General features: G+C 46.6%; 15 protein-coding genes. 9 read left to right on the forward strand and 6 right to left on the reverse strand.

Annotated features, from left to right (window positions below; genetic code table 11):
* The first annotated feature begins 258 nt into the window (after positions 1-258).
* Positions 259-3,933: an SBBP repeat-containing protein gene (locus tag GSQ66_RS09360; protein ID WP_162427231.1), complete on the forward strand. Its 3,675-nt coding sequence runs from the start codon at positions 259-261 to the stop codon at positions 3,931-3,933.
* Between the two features lie 87 nt (positions 3,934-4,020).
* Here the strand turns inward: GSQ66_RS09360 and GSQ66_RS09365 are convergent, their stop codons facing one another.
* Together GSQ66_RS09365 and GSQ66_RS09370 are read right to left on the reverse strand one after the other, a co-directional pair.
* Positions 4,021-4,560 carry a cupin domain-containing protein gene (locus tag GSQ66_RS09365; RefSeq protein ID WP_394351412.1) on the reverse strand — a complete coding sequence of 180 codons (540 nt, stop codon included), beginning with the start codon at positions 4,558-4,560 and terminating at the stop codon, positions 4,021-4,023.
* Between the two features lie 122 nt (positions 4,561-4,682).
* A complete protein-coding gene (locus tag GSQ66_RS09370; protein ID WP_162427232.1) occupies positions 4,683-5,717 on the reverse strand; it encodes a COX15/CtaA family protein in 1,035 nt (344 codons plus the stop codon).
* 218 nt (positions 5,718-5,935) lie between these two features.
* On the opposite strand from GSQ66_RS09370, the gene GSQ66_RS09375 reads away from it, so the two are divergent.
* Positions 5,936-8,131 (forward strand): M3 family metallopeptidase, encoded by a 2,196-nt coding sequence (locus GSQ66_RS09375; RefSeq protein ID WP_162427233.1) that lies wholly within the window; start codon positions 5,936-5,938, stop codon positions 8,129-8,131.
* A gap of 95 nt (positions 8,132-8,226) precedes the next feature.
* On the opposite strand, the gene GSQ66_RS09380 is transcribed toward GSQ66_RS09375, so the two are convergent.
* Together GSQ66_RS09380 and GSQ66_RS09385 are read right to left on the reverse strand one after the other, a co-directional pair.
* On the reverse strand, positions 8,227-8,661 hold the full coding sequence (locus GSQ66_RS09380; protein WP_162427234.1) for a hypothetical protein: 435 nt from the start codon (positions 8,659-8,661) through the stop codon (positions 8,227-8,229).
* 233 nt (positions 8,662-8,894) lie between these two features.
* Positions 8,895-9,146 carry a hypothetical protein gene (locus tag GSQ66_RS09385; protein WP_162427235.1) on the reverse strand — a complete coding sequence of 84 codons (252 nt, stop codon included), beginning with the start codon at positions 9,144-9,146 and terminating at the stop codon, positions 8,895-8,897.
* A gap of 283 nt (positions 9,147-9,429) precedes the next feature.
* Between GSQ66_RS09385 and GSQ66_RS09390 the strand changes: the two genes are divergently transcribed.
* The 4 genes from GSQ66_RS09390 to GSQ66_RS09405 all read left to right on the forward strand — a co-directional run bounded on the left by GSQ66_RS09390 (position 9,430) and on the right by GSQ66_RS09405 (position 11,998).
* Positions 9,430-9,876: a GNAT family N-acetyltransferase gene (locus GSQ66_RS09390; protein WP_162427236.1), complete on the forward strand. Its 447-nt coding sequence runs from the start codon at positions 9,430-9,432 to the stop codon at positions 9,874-9,876.
* Between the two features lie 394 nt (positions 9,877-10,270).
* Entirely contained in the window at positions 10,271-10,561 is a 291-nt protein-coding gene (locus GSQ66_RS09395) for a GNAT family N-acetyltransferase (RefSeq protein ID WP_162427237.1), read from the forward strand.
* Positions 10,562-10,622: 61 nt separating this feature from the next.
* Positions 10,623-11,318, forward strand: a complete 696-nt coding sequence (locus GSQ66_RS09400; RefSeq protein ID WP_162427238.1) for a transthyretin-like family protein — start codon at positions 10,623-10,625, stop codon at positions 11,316-11,318.
* A gap of 11 nt (positions 11,319-11,329) precedes the next feature.
* Positions 11,330-11,998 (forward strand): hypothetical protein, encoded by a 669-nt coding sequence (locus GSQ66_RS09405; RefSeq protein WP_162427239.1) that lies wholly within the window; start codon positions 11,330-11,332, stop codon positions 11,996-11,998.
* 7 nt (positions 11,999-12,005) lie between these two features.
* Here the strand turns inward: GSQ66_RS09405 and gnd are convergent, their stop codons facing one another.
* Positions 12,006-12,905: a phosphogluconate dehydrogenase (NAD(+)-dependent, decarboxylating) gene (gnd, locus tag GSQ66_RS09410; RefSeq protein WP_162427240.1), complete on the reverse strand. Its 900-nt coding sequence runs from the start codon at positions 12,903-12,905 to the stop codon at positions 12,006-12,008.
* Between the two features lie 47 nt (positions 12,906-12,952).
* Positions 12,953-14,488 (reverse strand): gluconokinase, encoded by a 1,536-nt coding sequence (locus GSQ66_RS09415; protein WP_162427241.1) that lies wholly within the window; start codon positions 14,486-14,488, stop codon positions 12,953-12,955.
* 141 nt (positions 14,489-14,629) lie between these two features.
* Here GSQ66_RS09415 and GSQ66_RS09420 point away from each other — a divergent pair, with 141 nt between their 5' ends.
* From GSQ66_RS09420 to arsB, 3 genes are all read left to right on the forward strand, one after another.
* Positions 14,630-14,962 carry an ArsR/SmtB family transcription factor gene (locus GSQ66_RS09420; protein ID WP_162427242.1) on the forward strand — a complete coding sequence of 111 codons (333 nt, stop codon included), beginning with the start codon at positions 14,630-14,632 and terminating at the stop codon, positions 14,960-14,962.
* 54 nt (positions 14,963-15,016) lie between these two features.
* Positions 15,017-15,862 carry an arsenite methyltransferase gene (locus tag GSQ66_RS09425; RefSeq protein WP_162428997.1) on the forward strand — a complete coding sequence of 282 codons (846 nt, stop codon included), beginning with the start codon at positions 15,017-15,019 and terminating at the stop codon, positions 15,860-15,862.
* 144 nt (positions 15,863-16,006) lie between these two features.
* A complete protein-coding gene (arsB, locus tag GSQ66_RS09430; RefSeq protein WP_162427243.1) occupies positions 16,007-17,086 on the forward strand; it encodes an ACR3 family arsenite efflux transporter in 1,080 nt (359 codons plus the stop codon).
* Positions 17,087-17,104: the final 18 nt, after the last annotated feature.

The following is a 17,104-nucleotide window of genomic DNA, read 5'->3' on the forward strand; positions in this document are numbered from 1 at the left end:
GGTTTTAATACTCTTACCTTTAAGCAACATACCTATACTAGTTTTTATTTCTATAATACATTTTTTTTAAAGCCTAACACTTACTAAAACGTATTCTATTATAAGCCCTTACCTACTAAAGCATTCATTATCAATCAACTAAGGCACTCTAATTGCCTGCCACTCTGGCAGGAGTAATACGTTTGATTGTATCAATAAACACTTACACAACAACACTTAGCAGCTATGAATAAAAAATTACCTTTATGGCTGGGGTTTTTGTTTTGCCTCTTTAGCCTTGCAGCTACGGCACAACAAGTTACCGAAGAATGGGCAAAGCGGTATGACAGGCAAGACAGCCTCTTTGAAACTGCAGTTGATATCGCAGTGGACGCAGCTGGCAACAGCTACGTTATTGGCACAAGCATCGGTTCTGGTTATGGAAGACGCAATATTGTAACGATCAAATACTCCCCAACCGGTGAGGAACTCTGGGTCAAAGCATACGAAGATGACAGCTTGAATCAGACAGAAGCCATAGCTATCGCTGTTGATAACACAGGTGGCGTCTACGTCATTGGGTACACATATAAGGAAGCCAGCTACGTCAAATACGATTATATAACCATTCGCTACGAAGCTTCTACAGGGAACCAGGTTTGGGCCCGGATTTCGGATACCGGAGGCAACGATGATGACATAATCATGCCCAGCGCAGATATAGCTATAGATAATACAGGCAGTGTCTACGTTAGTTTTTCAGTCATGAAAAAATATGGAGAAGATTATGATTACGCTACCGTTCGCTTTGAGGCTGCAACAGGTAGAGAAATCTGGGCTAGCTACTATGACAGTAATAAAGGCTTTGATTCACCCAACGCTATAGCTGTAGACAATGCTGGTGGGATATATGTTACAGGCAATAGTTGGAGTGAAGATGAAGGGAACTTTATTAGCACAACCCGCTATGATGCAGCCTCAGGAGAAGAGGCCTGGACAACACAAATAGACAAAAGTTTACAATTTACAACAGGCAAGTCCATTGCTGTCGACAATAAGGGCAATGTATATGTTACAGGCAACAGCGGTGGACGCCTGGTTCTAGTTCGTTATGACACAAAAACCGGTGAAGCGAAATGGGTCAGTTTCTATGAAGGCGCGCTCCCCAATGCCATTGCTGTAGATGATCAAGGAGGGATCTATATCACAGGTTATGGATACGCTGGAGGATCAAACGAAAGCTACGTTACAATCCAATATGATGTGAATTCGGGCGAGAGGAAATGGGTCAGTTATTATGAAAAGAGTAATGGTTATGGTAAAGCAGAAGATATTGCTGTTGACAATACTGGAGGCGTCTACGTCACTGGCTTTACCAAAGGTGACTCCAACTATTTTAGTGACAATGATTACACTACAATTCGCTACGACGCTGCTACAGGCGAAGAGATCTGGGTCAAGCAATACGACAATGGCAACAGGTCTGACATACCGGTTGCCATCGTTGTTGGCAAAGCAGGAGGAATATACGTTACAGGTACCAGCAATCAAGGATATGCCACTATCCGTTACAATGCTACTACTGGAGAGCAGGCATGGGTTACACGGCACAGCACTATAGGTAGCCAAAATGATGAAGCAATAGCTGTTACTATAGATAATGAAGGCAACAGCTATATTACAGGTACTAGCTCAGAAGAAATCGTAACAGTTAAGTATTCTCCGGAGGGTGAAGAATTATGGGCAAAAGTTTATGATAAAGGCTTTATAAGCACTGCTCGAGCTATTGCCGTTGATAACAAAGGTGGTGTTTACGTCACGGGCTATACCTATGACTGGACCAGCGTAGAGGACTCTAACTTCATCACTATCCGATACGACGCGGAAACCGGCGATGAGATATGGGCAAATCGTTATAATGGCTTGGTAGGAAGCTACGAAATTGACGAAGCCAAAGCTATAGCCATTGATAGCGATGGTGGCGTTTACATAATAGGCAATAGCATAAGTGGAGATCATTCTAATTCGGAGTTCGCTACTATCCGGTATAATGCTATCTCAGGAGAACAAGTGTGGATCAAACGCTATAGCAATGCTGTAGGCGCAGACATTGTCGCTGACAATACAGGAGGTGTTTTCGTAACTGGCTATAGCTATGTTGGTTCCGGCACAGAGTACGTTACCGTACGCTACAATGCCTCGGACGGTACCGAAAGTTGGGCAAGCCGCTACAATGGAGCAAATAGCTATAACGATAACAAGGCTGTTGCTATTTCAATTGATAATAAGGGCAGTGTCTTTGTCACTGGCAGCAGTGGCAATGCGAACAGTGAAGATGATTACGCAACCATTCGCTATGAGGCAATAAGTGGCAAAGAGGTATGGGTTAGCAGATATAAAGGAGAAGATAACAGCAGCTACAATGCCACAGGTATAGCTGTAGATGATCAAGGCGTCTACGTTACCGGTAACAGTTTTGAATGGTTCTCAGATTATGATTCAGATTATGTTACTGTACGATATAATTCCGCCAATGGGGAGCAGGATTGGGTACAGCGCTTTGAAGGGGAAAGCAACGCCTATGTAAAAGCAATCGCTATTGACAACCAAAGTGGGGTCTATGTCACTGGCTATAGTTATGTTGAGAACTATAGCAGTAGAGTGTTCAATACCCTTAAATATAACTCAACAGACGGCAAACTGCTCTGGCATTTATACACAGACGGTCCGGAAGACGAAGCGAGAGACCTGGCTCTTGATCCGGACGGCAATGTCATTGTTACGGGCTACAGCTACGATTTTAAAACCGGAACCGGTGCGGACTTCCTTACCATCAAGTACAGCCAGAAGCAGTGTCCTGCTTTAGCGGACGCAGCCATCCAAGGCAAAACTACAGCTGCCGTGAAGACCAAAGGATTCGTGTACTCTCTCTTGGATTCCAATGCTACTTACTTTACCTGGCTCATCACCGGTTCCGATGGTTCTGATTACACCAGCTTTACTGGCCAGGGCACTAACATCATCAAAGTCAACTGGCCTTCCAAGCCTGATATGTACAAGCTGAGTGTGACTTATGGAGGTGAGTCAGGTTGCCCATCCACAGACACCACGAAATACGTGCACATATACGACCCGGCAGCAGGTTTTGTCACCGGCGGAGGCTGGATTACTTCTCCAGTCAATAGTGTGTATGAGTTTATGCAGCAGGGCACCAAGGCTTACTTCGGGCTGATGAGCAAATACAAGAAAGGCGAGGAAAATCAGCTGCAGGGCGAAACACAGCTGCTGCTCGAAAACGGCTCGTTCTATTTCAGGAGCATTTCGCAGCAGTCCCGCACGTTGGTTATCTCCGGTAACCAAGCCTTCTACCGCGGCACAGGCAAGGTATCGCATAGGGACGACAAGGGCAAGCTGGTTACTGATCCGAGGAAGTTCATGTTCCTGGTAGCAGCCACCGACTGGCAGCTCGACAAGGCCAAAGAGGATGACAGGCTGCGCATTCTGGTTTGGGAAATACAGAAAGATGGCACACGCGGGGCTGTGGTATACGACAACCAGACAGGCTGCTCTACTAACCTGGATGAGAACATGGAAGCTTGCCAAACGATCGGCGGGGGCAACATCGTCATACACCGCTACGGCGGCAAAAACGTGAGCTCTCAATCGGCTCTTATGGTTGAACCCACTCCTGATCAGACAGAACTTTTAGCCTATCCGACTGCTTTCTCTGAGCGGACCACCCTGGCCTTTACCAGCAGCGAAGACGCCGAGTACACGCTCGAGCTTTATGACCTTAAGGGAGCAATGGTCAGGCGCATTGCCGCCGGATCAGCTCAAAGTGGTCAGCGCTATGAGCATGAGCTACAGGCAGACGGTCTGAGCAAAGACATGTACCTGGTGCGCCTTACCAGCGGCAGCACCCGGAGGACGGTCAAACTGGAGGTGCAGAAGTAAGGTTTAAAACTTATATAACCACACATCAAAAGCAGAGGCCGCTATAGTTTAGCGGCCTCTGCTTTAAAGAAAATAAGAAGGTGTGAATTACCTGCCAAAATCGTCCTGTACGCGTACAATATCATCTTCATCCGATGGGTTTGCCGCATCTGTATGTTGCCATATCTCAGCCAGCACGCCCCAGTCGCTGAGGCCAAGCAGGCGGTGGCGTTCGCCTTGTTTCAGTTTTATCTGGTCGCCGGTTTTCAGGGTTTTCAGTTCGCCCTCCACATCGGTCTGGCTGGTTACAACGCCCACAGTTCCCTGTGTTACTTTCCAGATCTCCGCTCTGCGGTGGTGGTACTGCCATGACAATCTTTTTTCGGGGGCTACTACCAGTATCTTAGGGCTCAGTTTGCCTGAAATTCGCAGCTCATCCACAGACATTCCATCAAAGTAAGTATCTGCAAAGCGCTGGGCCTGGTTCTCATCAATCACAAAAAAGCCGCCCCACGGACGGGCTTGGTCTTCTTTATCTATATTAAAACCTTTATCCTTAAGCTCTTGCGCTATTTCATTAAACACTTTCAACTTATCCTCTTCTTCCGACACCATGAAGTCTGTATTATTAATCCCGCGCGTATCCATAGTTATTAAGTTAGAAATATATGAATACTGTGATACCAAAGAAATGTTACTGCAAAATTCCTATAATAAATTTATACAGTGATTACAAAAATATGTAATAAGCAGGTTTTACCAAACTCAACTTACACCTGCTCTAACCCCGCCTTGCCTGATAACTGATGAACCAGCAGAACAGCAACAGAGAAGAGAGCAACTGCTACTACCTGGTGTAGCACTCCTAAGGGAACCGGTACAGCTAAAACCAAAGTGGCAATGCCCACGCCCACCTGTACCAGAATAGTAATAAGCAATAAGTGCGCTAGTTGTTTAGGTTTGTGAAATAGCTTTGCAGACCGGCTGACATACCACAAGTAAATTACACTTAAAAGCACAACTATAGCTACCCACCGGTGTATGAACTGTACCGTAACACCATTATCCAGGAAGTTAAGGAGCGTTAGCTCACCTTTTAGATAAGCCGGGAAAAACTCGCCTTCCATAAGCGGATACGTGTTAAACGAAAAGCCAGCTTTCAGGCCTGCCACAAAAGCGCCCAGCACGATCTGGATGACAATGACCGCCAATACTATTTTGGAAACTATAGCCAGGTTGCCGGGAACATAGCGCCTTTTAGCCATCGTAAGGTCAGCTATAGTCCAGAGGATGACGCCAATTAAAGACAGGGCCAGTAACAGGTGTGCAGCTAGGCGGTAGTGGCTCACATGCGGATTGTCGCTCAGTCCACTTTTTACCATTACCCACCCCATTAGCCCCTGGGACATGCCAAGCAATAAAATAAACAGCAGCCTTTTGAACAGCCACCCGGTGAGTTGTTTTTTGGAGAAGAAATAAAGGAACGGAACTATAAATACCAGCCCTATGATACGCCCCAGCAAACGGTGCACATACTCCCACCAGAAAATATTTTTAAACCCTGCCAGGTCCATGCTATAGTTTAATTTCTGATACTCAGGAAACTGTTTATACTTTTCAAAAGCTGCCAGCCAGGCCTGTTCGTTTAAAGGTGGCAGCGTACCCGAAATTACATTCCACTCCACTATAGATAACCCTGAACCTGTGAGCCGGGTAATGCCACCGATAATCACCATCGCCAGTATCAGGACCACACCGCTGCTCAGCCACCAAACTATAGCGGGATTATATTTTGTCTGTTGCATACATTTAAAAAAATCGGGTAAAGGTGTTTAATTATTTCTCTCTCACATATGACCTAAGTCATTCCTGAAATAAATTTAGCAGCTGATAACCGTGCTCCGCTTATAGTTAGTTGTTACACGCCCAGGCTGATGATTAAACAATTCTGCACGTTTTTTGTAACTTGTGCTGAATTACAGAGTACCTGCGCGTGCTCGACTACACTTACTTTTTACTATTTATGACTAACAAGATATTGAGAACCGGGAAGGTAACCGGTCTGGCGGCTGTGCTCGCCCTGGCAAGCTGCACCTCCACCACCACGCAGCAATCGCAGCAAACTACCACTGCTATGGAACAGAAGAAAGCGGAAACCAACCCACTTTTAAAGGAGTGGACAGGACCTTACGGTGGCGTACCAGCCTTCGACAAGATGAGCCTGGCAGACCTGAAACCTGCTATGGAGCGTGGCATGGCCCTTAACCTGGCTGAGATAGAGGCAATTGCCAACAACCCCGCTCCTGCTACGTTCGAGAATACGATCGAAGCCATGGAACGTGCCGGCGAAGAACTGAACAGAGCTTTTACCTACTATGGTATCTGGAGCAGCAACGTGTCGTCTCCGGAGTTCAGAGCAATACAGGCTGAGATGGCGCCTAAAATATCGGAGTTCAGCTCTAAGATCTCTCAGAACGAAAAACTGTTCCAGCGCATAAAAACGGTTTACGATAACGCCCAGAAAAACCCGTTACCGGCAGACCAGCAGCGCGTAGTGCAGTTAGTGTATGAGAACTTTGCCATGGAAGGTGCCAACCTGAGCCCGGAAGCAAAAAAGCGTTATGCTGAGATCAACAAAGAACTTTCATCGCTTTACACTGCCTTCGGAAACAACACCCTGGCCGACGAAGAGAACTATGTAACTTACCTTACCAAAGACCAACTGAAAGGCTTACCGGAGTCGTTTGTAAAATCGGCAGCGAAAGCGGCGGCAGATCGCGGACAGGAAGGCAAATATGCAGTGCTGAATACCCGTTCATCAATGGACCAGTTCCTGACCTATTCGGATGAGCGTGCCCTGCGTGAAAAAGTATGGAACACCTACTACTCGCGTGGCGATAACGGCGATGCAACTGACAACAACCAGAACATTGCCAAAATACTGAAGCTGCGTAACGAGCGCGTAAAACTGATGGGCTATGACAACTATGCGGAATGGCGCCTGCAAAACCGTATGGCTAAAAACCCTGAAAATGCGATGGCGCTGATGAATGCCGTTTGGCCTGCTGCTATTGCCCGCGTAAAAGAAGAAGTGGCCGACATGCAGAAAGTAGCCAACGCTACCAGCAAAACCAAAATAACGATAGCTCCCTGGGATTACCGCTACTACGCCGAAAAAGTGCGCAAGCAAAAATATGACCTGAACTCGGATGAAGTAAAGCAGTACCTGGAACTGGGCAACCTGACACAGGCGATGTTCTTTACAGCCGGCGAGTTGTTTAACTTTAAATTTACGCCGGTAGAGGCAGGCAAAGTTCCGGTTTTCCAGGAGGATGTGAAAGTATGGGAAGTAACGGATAAAACGACCGGCGAGCATATTGGCTTGTGGTATTTAGATCCGTTTGCACGCCAGGGCAAGCGCTCGGGTGCATGGGCTACAACATACCGTGCTCACACTACTTTTAATGGCAAGAAAACAGTACTGGCATCCAACAACTCAAACTTTGTAAAGCCTGCGCCGGGCGAACCTGTACTAGTATCGTGGGATGATGCGACAACCTTCTTCCACGAGTTTGGCCATGCGCTGCACTTCCTGTCAGCTAACGTAAAATACCCAACCCTGAACAGCGGCGTAAGAGATTACACCGAGTTCCAGTCGCAGTTACTGGAGCGTTGGTTGTCTACTGACAAGGTGATTAACCAGTTCCTGAAGCACCATGAAACAGGCAAACCAATGCCTGCAGACCTGGTAGCCAAGATCAAAAAAGCAGCTACGTTTAACCAGGGCTTTGAAACTACAGAGTACCTGGCATCCGCTATTATGGATATGAAACTGCACCTGGCAGACCCGAACGGCTTAGACCCTGATAAGTTTGAGCGTGAGACACTGGCTGCGATGAACATGCCAAAAGAAGTGGTGATGCGTCACCGCACGCCGCACTTCGGGCACGTATTCTCCGGCGAAGGTTATGCAACCGGCTACTATGGTTACCTGTGGGCTGATGTGTTAACTTCTGATGCATCTGAGGCCTTTGAAGAGGCACCGGGCGGATTCTATGACCAGGAAGTAGCTGCCAAACTGGTGAAATACCTGTTTGCGCCGCGTAACTCCATGGACCCTGCCGAGGCATACAGATCATTCCGTGGCCGTGATGCTAAAATAGATGCCCTGATGCGCGACCGTGGATTCCCGGTGCCGAGTGGTAGCTCAAAGAAATAGCAAACCCAAACTATAGAAAGGCCCTGCAGAATTCATCTGCAGGGCTTTTTTGCTTTTATACAGCAACTATAGTTTGCGCTTTTATAAAACTATAGTTACGACCTGAGCCAGACTAGGGCTGTGTCGTAATCGGTAAAAACCTCGTGCTGCGTTACACCCAAACGCTCATAGTGAGATTGTGCACGTTCTGTAAAATCAGTTAAGGTAAGCTGGCTGCTACTGAGATCTTCGGGTAAGAAAACCGCTATTTTTTTTATGCCGGCTTCTGCTGCTAACGGAGGCCAGTCGTTTACCACCCATTCGCGCTCCTGAGAGGTGATAATATAGATTTGCTCGTCATCTATAAGCCAGTTTTTTACGTTTTTCCCGACAGAATACGTTAAACCCCATAAAAATATTTGCTTGCGCTCTTCAAAGTCTATTTGCCGTTCCCATTTGATGGTCAGGATGTTAGCATCATCCAGCAGAATAGTGACAAAATCGTTCTGTAGTACCTCGGTAACTATTCTGGTATTTTTTGATACATCCATAAAGGCGATAGAACACGTTTACCATGAAATTACAAGGTTTTACCTAAAATAAAACAAATTCTCATCTTTAATTTTCCGTAAATTCTTTCTTCAATGCCATTACGGTTAAGTACCATTCTTTAGGAAAGCCTATATGCTTACACCACAAAAGGGCAAAAACTCTCATCACAAAGCGTATGTATTGCTTTTAAAACAGAACAGAATCAGATTAAATAGCCTGCCTGGCAAGACTGCTACAGGTCAAGCATTTCTACCAGATTTATCTGGGTAACATAGGGCTCAAGGGCTTTTTTGCTTTCAAAACCGCGTACCAGGCTTATGTATTCTGTTTTGGGGTTATACCAGATCTCTGCAAAAAAACTACCAACATTATACAGCGCAATCCGGTAACCCCGCCTGCCACGGAAAGCCAGAAAATTGCCGAGCTCCCAGATAATTTCGAGCCTTGCAGCTGAAGAGTGCGTGTTGAATTGGCTAAGGGTCATAACCTATCATACGTAAGCCGCAGGAAAGCTATTGCTCTATATAGCTATAGTTTCTGATTTAACTCTAAATCCGGGCAAAATCAGCGGTTTCAGGCTATTGGAGGCGCTTCCGGAACAGGGCAGTACGTGCTTTGTTAGCAGGCTATAGTTTGAGGCATGCCTGGTTGCTGTTACCGCTAAAGTTTAGAAGCAAAGCTGACACAGCCGGCGTTGCATTAAGTAAACAAACTTCTGCTGAAAACGGGAAAGGCCTTATCTTTGCACTCCGATAAACTATAACCGAATGACGCTCACCAAAATCTGCAAACACTTTAACGAACTGACCAATACTGAACTGTACGACATGCTGCGTTTGCGCAGCGATGTATTTGTGGTAGAACAGAACTGCGTTTTCCTGGACCTGGATGACAAGGACCAGCAATGTTACCATGTGTTGTTTTACGATGATAAAACGATCGTTGCCTGTTCGCGCCTGGTGCCGCCCGGCGTCAGTTACCCTGAAATTTCGATTGGCCGCATTGTAACCAGTATGGCGGTGCGCGGCACAGGGGTGGGCAAGCTGTTGGTGGATTTTTCTATTGAAGAATGCCGCAAACTTTTCGGGAACGGACCAATAAAGATTGGGGCACAACTATATGCTAAAAAGTTTTACGAAAGCTTTGGGTTTGTGCAGAGCAGTGATGTGTACGACGAGGATGGCATTGACCACATAAAAATGATCCTGGCTTAACTATACTCGTAGTTTTTGGTTGAAGTGTCAGAACCTGCCATTACTCTCACCACAAAGTGCTTGCTAGTAAAAACACTTAGCCGTCAGGCTAAGGACAAATTGCTGTTTCGGACATCTGTGTCCGAAACTTTATCTGCTGCGGACTTCTTTGTCCGTATAAAAGCAAGGGTAAGCTACGGGGACTTGGAAGTCCCCGGCAGAGTGCTTTCGGACATGGAGGTCCGAAAGAGCATTAATTTTCTATAACCGATGTTTAGCCTGACGTCTATGGTGAAAACACACAGCAAGGGCGATTTTACCGGATTTTTTTAAACGCTGAACAGGTTCGTTTTATAGTTGCTGCTTACCCAAAAAGCGGCTGCTGCGTACAGTTGCATCACTAAACCACTTAATTATGGATGTAAAGATCGTACACGAAGAAAAATATCAGCAGTTTACAGTTACCCTGGAAGGCGACGAAGAGGCGGAACTGGCCTACGCCAAACCATCAGAGAAAGAAATAGATTTTACGCACACCTACGTACCTGAGTCGGCGCGCGGGAAAGGTATTGCGCAGCAACTGATTGAGGAAGGCCTTTGCTTTGCCCGGGATAACGGGCTGCTGGTAATTGCCTCCTGCCCGGTTGTAGCAAAGTATATTTCTAAAAACGAACAGCATAAAGACCTGCTGAAGAAGCAACTATAGTTTTGATTTACTATTAAGAAAAGGCTATATTTCACCTGTAATGCCACTCCAACGATTACAGATGAAAACTTCTTTGCTTTGCCTTCTGATTTTGGTTACGCTTCTGCTAAGCGGTTGCCACACCAAAACCGACGATTTTATCAGCAAAAACTGCCCCGGTTCCTGCACTGTAATTAAAGGCACCCTTACCACCGATGGACGAAGCAAACCATTGGCAGGTATAAAACTTGAAGTGCAATGGCGCGAAGGTGATATGTTTTCAAGCATCAGTCGCCGTAAAGCCATAACTACAACCGATGCAAATGGCAATTTTGAGCTGCGCTTTTTACTGCGCGATGATGAACTGCCTAATACCTATCCAAATAATGGCTCTTTTACAGTAAAGGCGCATGTTAACCCCGAAAACTACCTTACCTGTTCAGGAGGAAATGTTTTACTGAGAACATACGACCTGAAACGGGACACAACTATAACGCTTGACTATTTACTTCCGCAGAAAGCATTTGTAGAGATTCAGGCAAATAACCTGCAAGCCAAACAGCAGGATGACTTTGTATGGACAGAAATGTTAACTGATGCCCCCTGCACTACTGTTGTATCCTGGTACACCTCAGATACAAAACGAATCGTTCCTGTTGCTGCGAACCAGCCGGTTGTAATCAGAACTACAAAACGCAAAAGCGGCGTTGAAACTATAACCGAGGAAGTTATTACATTGGCTCCGAGCAAGACTTTCAACTATGAATTTACCTTCTGATGCTGCTCCGAATGAAAACAATTTTACTTGGTTTGCTGCTCTCTTTTACTGCTCTTAATGCAGCAGCACAATCAGATTCTTCTGCTCACTTATCCGAGTTCAGAGTCTATTTTGGAGGTGCCTTTCCAAAAGGTGATTTTCAGAGTTCTGATTTTGAAGATATCTATACTCCCTTTGCTATGTTGGGGCCTTTGATGCAGGTTAGTTACGCAAAAGCTGTAAGTAAAAACTTATATGGCGGCGCTACGATAGGCCTGCGCAGAAATGCCATGGACCTCGACAAATTTTCGGATGACAATGATGAACTGGTCCTAAACAAAAAAAGTACACCATGGCAATCTATTTTTACGCTAGCTGATGTGGAGTACCGGTTTTATATGCCGGATGGCTACCTGTTTGTGAAAGGCTCGGCTGGTGCGGCCTTTAATCGCTCCGCCTCTTTACATGTTGAAACCACTTATGGAACTATAGAACAGGCAGCTAACAAGCATACTGCCTTTGCTTATGGTGTAAGTACCGGTTTGGTACTACAGCTGAACAAGTTTGGGCTGGGCCTTGAAACAGGCATACTTTCTACCAGGCCCGAATTTAAGTTTACAGACCAGCAAGGCAAAACAACCAACTATAGCTTGCCGATGACAACTATAAACCTGGGCATTTTCGGAGCTTTCAGGTTCTAACTATAGTTTACTCTGCCTGCTCCACTTTGTGCCCTCCAAATTCATTCCGTAAAGCCGCCACTACTTTACCCGAGAACGTATCAGCTTCATAAGAGCGGTAGCGCATCAGCACGGAAAGCGCTATAACCGGTGTGGGTACCTGCATATCCAGGGCCGTTTCCAGGGTCCATTTTCCTTCCCCGGACGAGTGCATGATGCCTTTTATAGTTGACAGGTCGGGGTCTTTGCTGAAAGCATTCTCTACCAGTTCCATCAGCCAGCTGCGTACCACCGAGCCATGGTTCCAGACACGCGCCACTTCTTTATAGTCCAGCCCGAAATCGCTTTTATGAAGTACTTCAAAACCTTCGGCAATGGCCTGCATCATGCCATATTCCACACCGTTGTGCACCATCTTCACAAAATGCCCGCTCCCGGATTTACCAGTATACAAATAGCCTTTCTCCACCGAAATATCCCTGAAGATCTGCTCTACAAAAGCAAAAGCATCCGGGTCGCCGCCTATCATGGTACAGGCTCCATTCCTGGCGCCACTTAGTCCGCCGCTTGTACCGCAGTCCAGTAAATGTAGCTGCTGATTTTTGAGTTGCTCCGCCCGCACTATAGTTTGTTTAAAGTTGGAGTTACCGCCGTCTATAATAATGTCGTTGGGTTGCAGATGGGGCAGTAGTTGCGTTATCACAGCATCTACAGGCTCACCGGCGGGCACCATTATCCAAATAGCCTTCCGGCCTGTCAGTTTCCCAGCAACTTCGGGTATGGTATAGGCCGGTATTATTCCTTCTGCCTCCGCTTTATCCATCGTTTCAGGATTAATATCGTAAGCAACAACCTGGTGTTGGTGGTCACGGAGATTCAAGGCCAGGTTGTAGCCCATCTTACCTAACCCGATCAGTCCTATCTGCATACTGTTTCTATTTAAATTCAACTATAAATCTTACTTGCAATGCGGTGTTATGGTTCATTTCTCAGGTCATCCAACTTACCGAAAGTATCTCTCAGTGCCGGATACAGCTCATCGAAAATTCTATAGTTTTTCTGGTAGCGCAGGTGGTTACTGGCGTTGGGAGTATAGGTTTTGGTTACAGTTACGAGTTGGGCCGCATCTTCCAGCTTTTTAATTTTGCCTAAGGCATACAAGCCAACTATAGCCGCGCCAAAAGCAGAACTTTCGTACGTTTCGGTCAGGCAGACTTCTTTATTAAAAACATCGGCCAATAGCTGCACCCATAGTTCTGACCGCGATAAACCACCATTGGCAAACACCTTACTGACAGAACCTGTAACCTGCTCGAGTGCTTTAGTGACACTATACATGTTAAATGTGATGCCTTCCAGCAATGCCCGAACGAAATGCGCCCGTGTGTGGCCAAGCCGCATACCTATAAAACAGGCACTTGCACCAGCATCCCAAACCGGCGCGCGCTCGCCCAGCAAATAAGGCAGAAACAACAAGCCATCGGCACCAGCAGGTACTGTGGCCGCTTCATCAAACAGCAAGGTGTAGGGGACTTTGTTTTGGGTATGGACAGTAGCCGTTTCAGAACTATAAAAAGTATCCCGGAACCATTGCAGCACCACTCCCCCATTATTTACAGCGCCGCCCAGCACATAATGGTTTGGGGTAAGTATGTAACTAAAAATTCGTTGCAGTTTGTCGGTGGCGGGTTTTCCGGCCATTACACGCACAGCCCCGCTTGTACCTATCGTGATGGTGATGTGCCCGTCATCCATAGCGTTAGATCCTAAATTTGCCAGGCAGCCATCGTTTGCACCAACTATGAACGGAATATTTTCAGGCAGATTTAACCGGATTCTATAGTCTGGTCTGAGGTTATAATTGCGGTGTGTAACAGGTACCGGATCGGATAGTTGTTGGGGCAAAATGCCGGCAACCTGCAGGGAAGGATGGTGCCACTTCAGGTCAAAAATATTAAACAGCCCGGTTGCAGAAGCCACCGAATAATCAACTATAAACTCCCCGAAAAGCCTGTGCCATACATACTCTTTTATACCTATAAAACGGGCGGCGTTTGCAAACAGCTCCGGCCTTTGTTCGCGCAGCCAGACTATTTTCGGCAACACCGACATCGGATGAACAGGTGTACCGGTGTGCAGGTAGATTGCATAGCCTTCTTCGCTTTGTTTCAGTTTTTCTGCCTGAGTTTTGCTGCGGGTATCGGCCCAGGTAATGCTATTGGTAAGCAGCTTATTTTCCGCATCCAGCACAATTAAGCTATGCATGGCGCTACTAAAACTTATGCCAACCAGACTGTAACCTGCCAGTCTCAACTTCTCAACTATAACCTGAAGGGTTTGCAGCACCACCTCAAAAACCTGCTCCGGATCCTGCTCAGCATAACCGGTCTTCGAACTATAGATCGGATACTCCACGGCGTACTGAAACAGTAGCTTGCCATCCAGGCCAAAAGCAACCGCTTTAGTGCTGGTCGTGCCTATATCAACCCCGATTATAGTTTCCTGCTGCATATAGAGGTGCGTGTTAAGCTTGGTCTACGCAGTTGCTGCCATAAGTTATAGGTTACTTTCCGCCAGCTCCGGAAAAATATTTTCGAATTTGCTTTACTATTTATTTATATCATCGTAATATTACGATAAGAAAGAAACGCAATGGGAATAACTAAGACTGAAGCCTTTACAGAAGCTGATATTACCTTGGCAGCCTACGCCAAAGCACTGGCCCACCCGGCACGTGTGGCAATTCTGCGCATTTTGCTGGAGCGCAGTTCATGCATCTGCGGCGACATAGTGGATGAACTTCCGTTGTCGCAGTCTACGGTATCGCAACACCTAAAAGAACTGAAAGAAGCCGGGTTAATAAAGGGCGATATTGACGGCAAAAAAGTGTGCTACTGTATTAATGAGAAAGCCTGGAAACACGCCCAGATGCTGATGCAGAAAATGTTTGCAGACTATACTTCGTGCGGCACCAGTTGCTGCTAAAAAAATTTGATCTGATTGATCGTAAAATACCGATAAAACTTAATTTTGAAGACCATGAATAACGCAGAAGAATTAAAGAAAATAGTAAAGGACAAGTACAGCGAGATTGCCCTGCAGAGCAAAGAGCAAAACGAAGCATCGTGTTGTGGCGCCACCGGCTGCGGCACCGTAGACTACGCCATTTTTGCCGATAACTACACCGAGCTCGAAGGCTATAATCCCGATGCGGATTTGGGCTTAGGCTGCGGCGTACCAACCGAATTTGCCCAGATCAAAAAAGGCGATGTAGTGCTGGATTTAGGTTCTGGTGCCGGTAACGACTGCTTTGTAGCCCGCGCTATAGTTGGCGAAACCGGTAAAGTGATCGGGGTGGATATGACGGAAGCCATGATTGCCAAAGCCCGCGACAATGCCGAAAAGCTGAACTTTAACAACGTGGAGTTCCGCCAGGGCGAGATTGAAGATTTGCCATTGGCCGCTAACCGCGTGGATGTGGTGATCAGTAACTGTGTACTAAACCTGGTACCGGATAAGCAGAAAGCCTTTGCCGAAACGTATCGTGTCTTGAAGCCAGGTGGCCATTTCAGCATTTCGGATGTGGTATTGGCCGGAGACTTGCCAGCTGGTCTGGTGAACGATGCCGAAATGTATGCCGGTTGCGTTTCAGGCGCTATTCAGAAAGAAGATTACCTTAACATTATCCGCAAAGCTGGTTTTGTGAACGTGACAGTGCAGAAAGAGAAAGCCATACAGCTACCGGACGAAATTCTAAAAGATTACCTGAGTGAAGAAGGCATCAAACAGTTCAGGGAAAGTAATACTGGTATTTTCAGCATCACCGTTTACGGCGACAAACCTGCTGAAGCGGCCTGCTGCCCTCCGGGTGCCGGCTGCTGCTAGATTTGATTTATAGAGAATTAAATGCTGGCGCGAGCTTGCAGCTCGTGCCCCATAAGATCTAACTATGGTGGGACACGAGCTGCAAGCTCGCGCCAGCAAATTACATGATCAAACCCAAACTATAACACACCTTTACACCCAACAATGGAACACTGCGCACCTGCCCATAACCGTAAAAAACTGGGCTTTTTAGACCGCTACCTCACGCTCTGGATTTTCCTGTCGATGCTGATCGGCGTGGCGATGGGTTATTTTATCCCAGACAGCTCCGGCTACATCAATTCACTTTCCAGCGGCACAACCAACATCCCGATCGCCGTTGGCCTGATTTTAATGATGTACCCGCCGTTGGCGAAGGTAAATTACAGGTTGCTGCCCAAGGTATTTGGTAATGTAAAAGTGATCGGGTTATCGCTGCTGCTAAACTGGGTAATTGGTCCGTTACTCATGTTTGTGCTAGCCATTACCTTTCTGCGCGACTACCCGGAGTACATGACTGGCCTCATTCTTATTGGCCTGGCGCGGTGCATTGCCATGGTGTTGGTCTGGAACGATCTGGCTGATGGCAGCCGCGAATATGCAGCAGGACTGGTAGCGCTCAACAGTATTTTCCAGGTGTTCCTGTATAGTTTCTATGCCTGGTTATTCATTACTAAACTGCCACCGCTTTTTGGTTTCGAAGGCGCTATAGTTGATATCTCGATTGGGGTTATTGCCGAAAGCGTGGCTATCTACTTAGGTATTCCATTCTTGCTGGGCATGCTGAGTCGTGTTATTCTGGTGCCACTGAAAGGCCAGGAATGGTATCAGAACAAATTCCTGCCTGCCATCTCTCCTATTACCTTAATAGCGTTGCTTTTTACTATAGTGGTAATGTTCAGCTTAAAAGGTGAGCTGATTGTGAGCATACCGTTTGATGTGCTGCGCATTGCGGTGCCGCTGGTCATTTATTTTACCGTGATGTTCCTGGTAAGTTTTATAGTTGGTAAAGCTGCCGGTGCCAGTTACTCAGAGAACGCTTCGGTAGCTTTTACAGCAGCTGGTAACAACTTTGAGCTGGCTATTGCTGTGGCTATCGCGGTGTTCGGGCTTAACTCAGGCCAGGCATTTGCTGGCGTAGTTGGCCCGTTGGTAGAAGTACCGGCACTTATTGCACTGGTGAATGTGGCTTTCTGGCTACGACGGAAACTATACAGCGAACAGGCGGCTACGGTTAAGTCTTAAACCACAACTATAACGTAT

Source organism: Pontibacter pudoricolor (genome assembly GCF_010092985.1).
Taxonomy (GTDB): domain Bacteria; phylum Bacteroidota; class Bacteroidia; order Cytophagales; family Hymenobacteraceae; genus Pontibacter; species Pontibacter pudoricolor.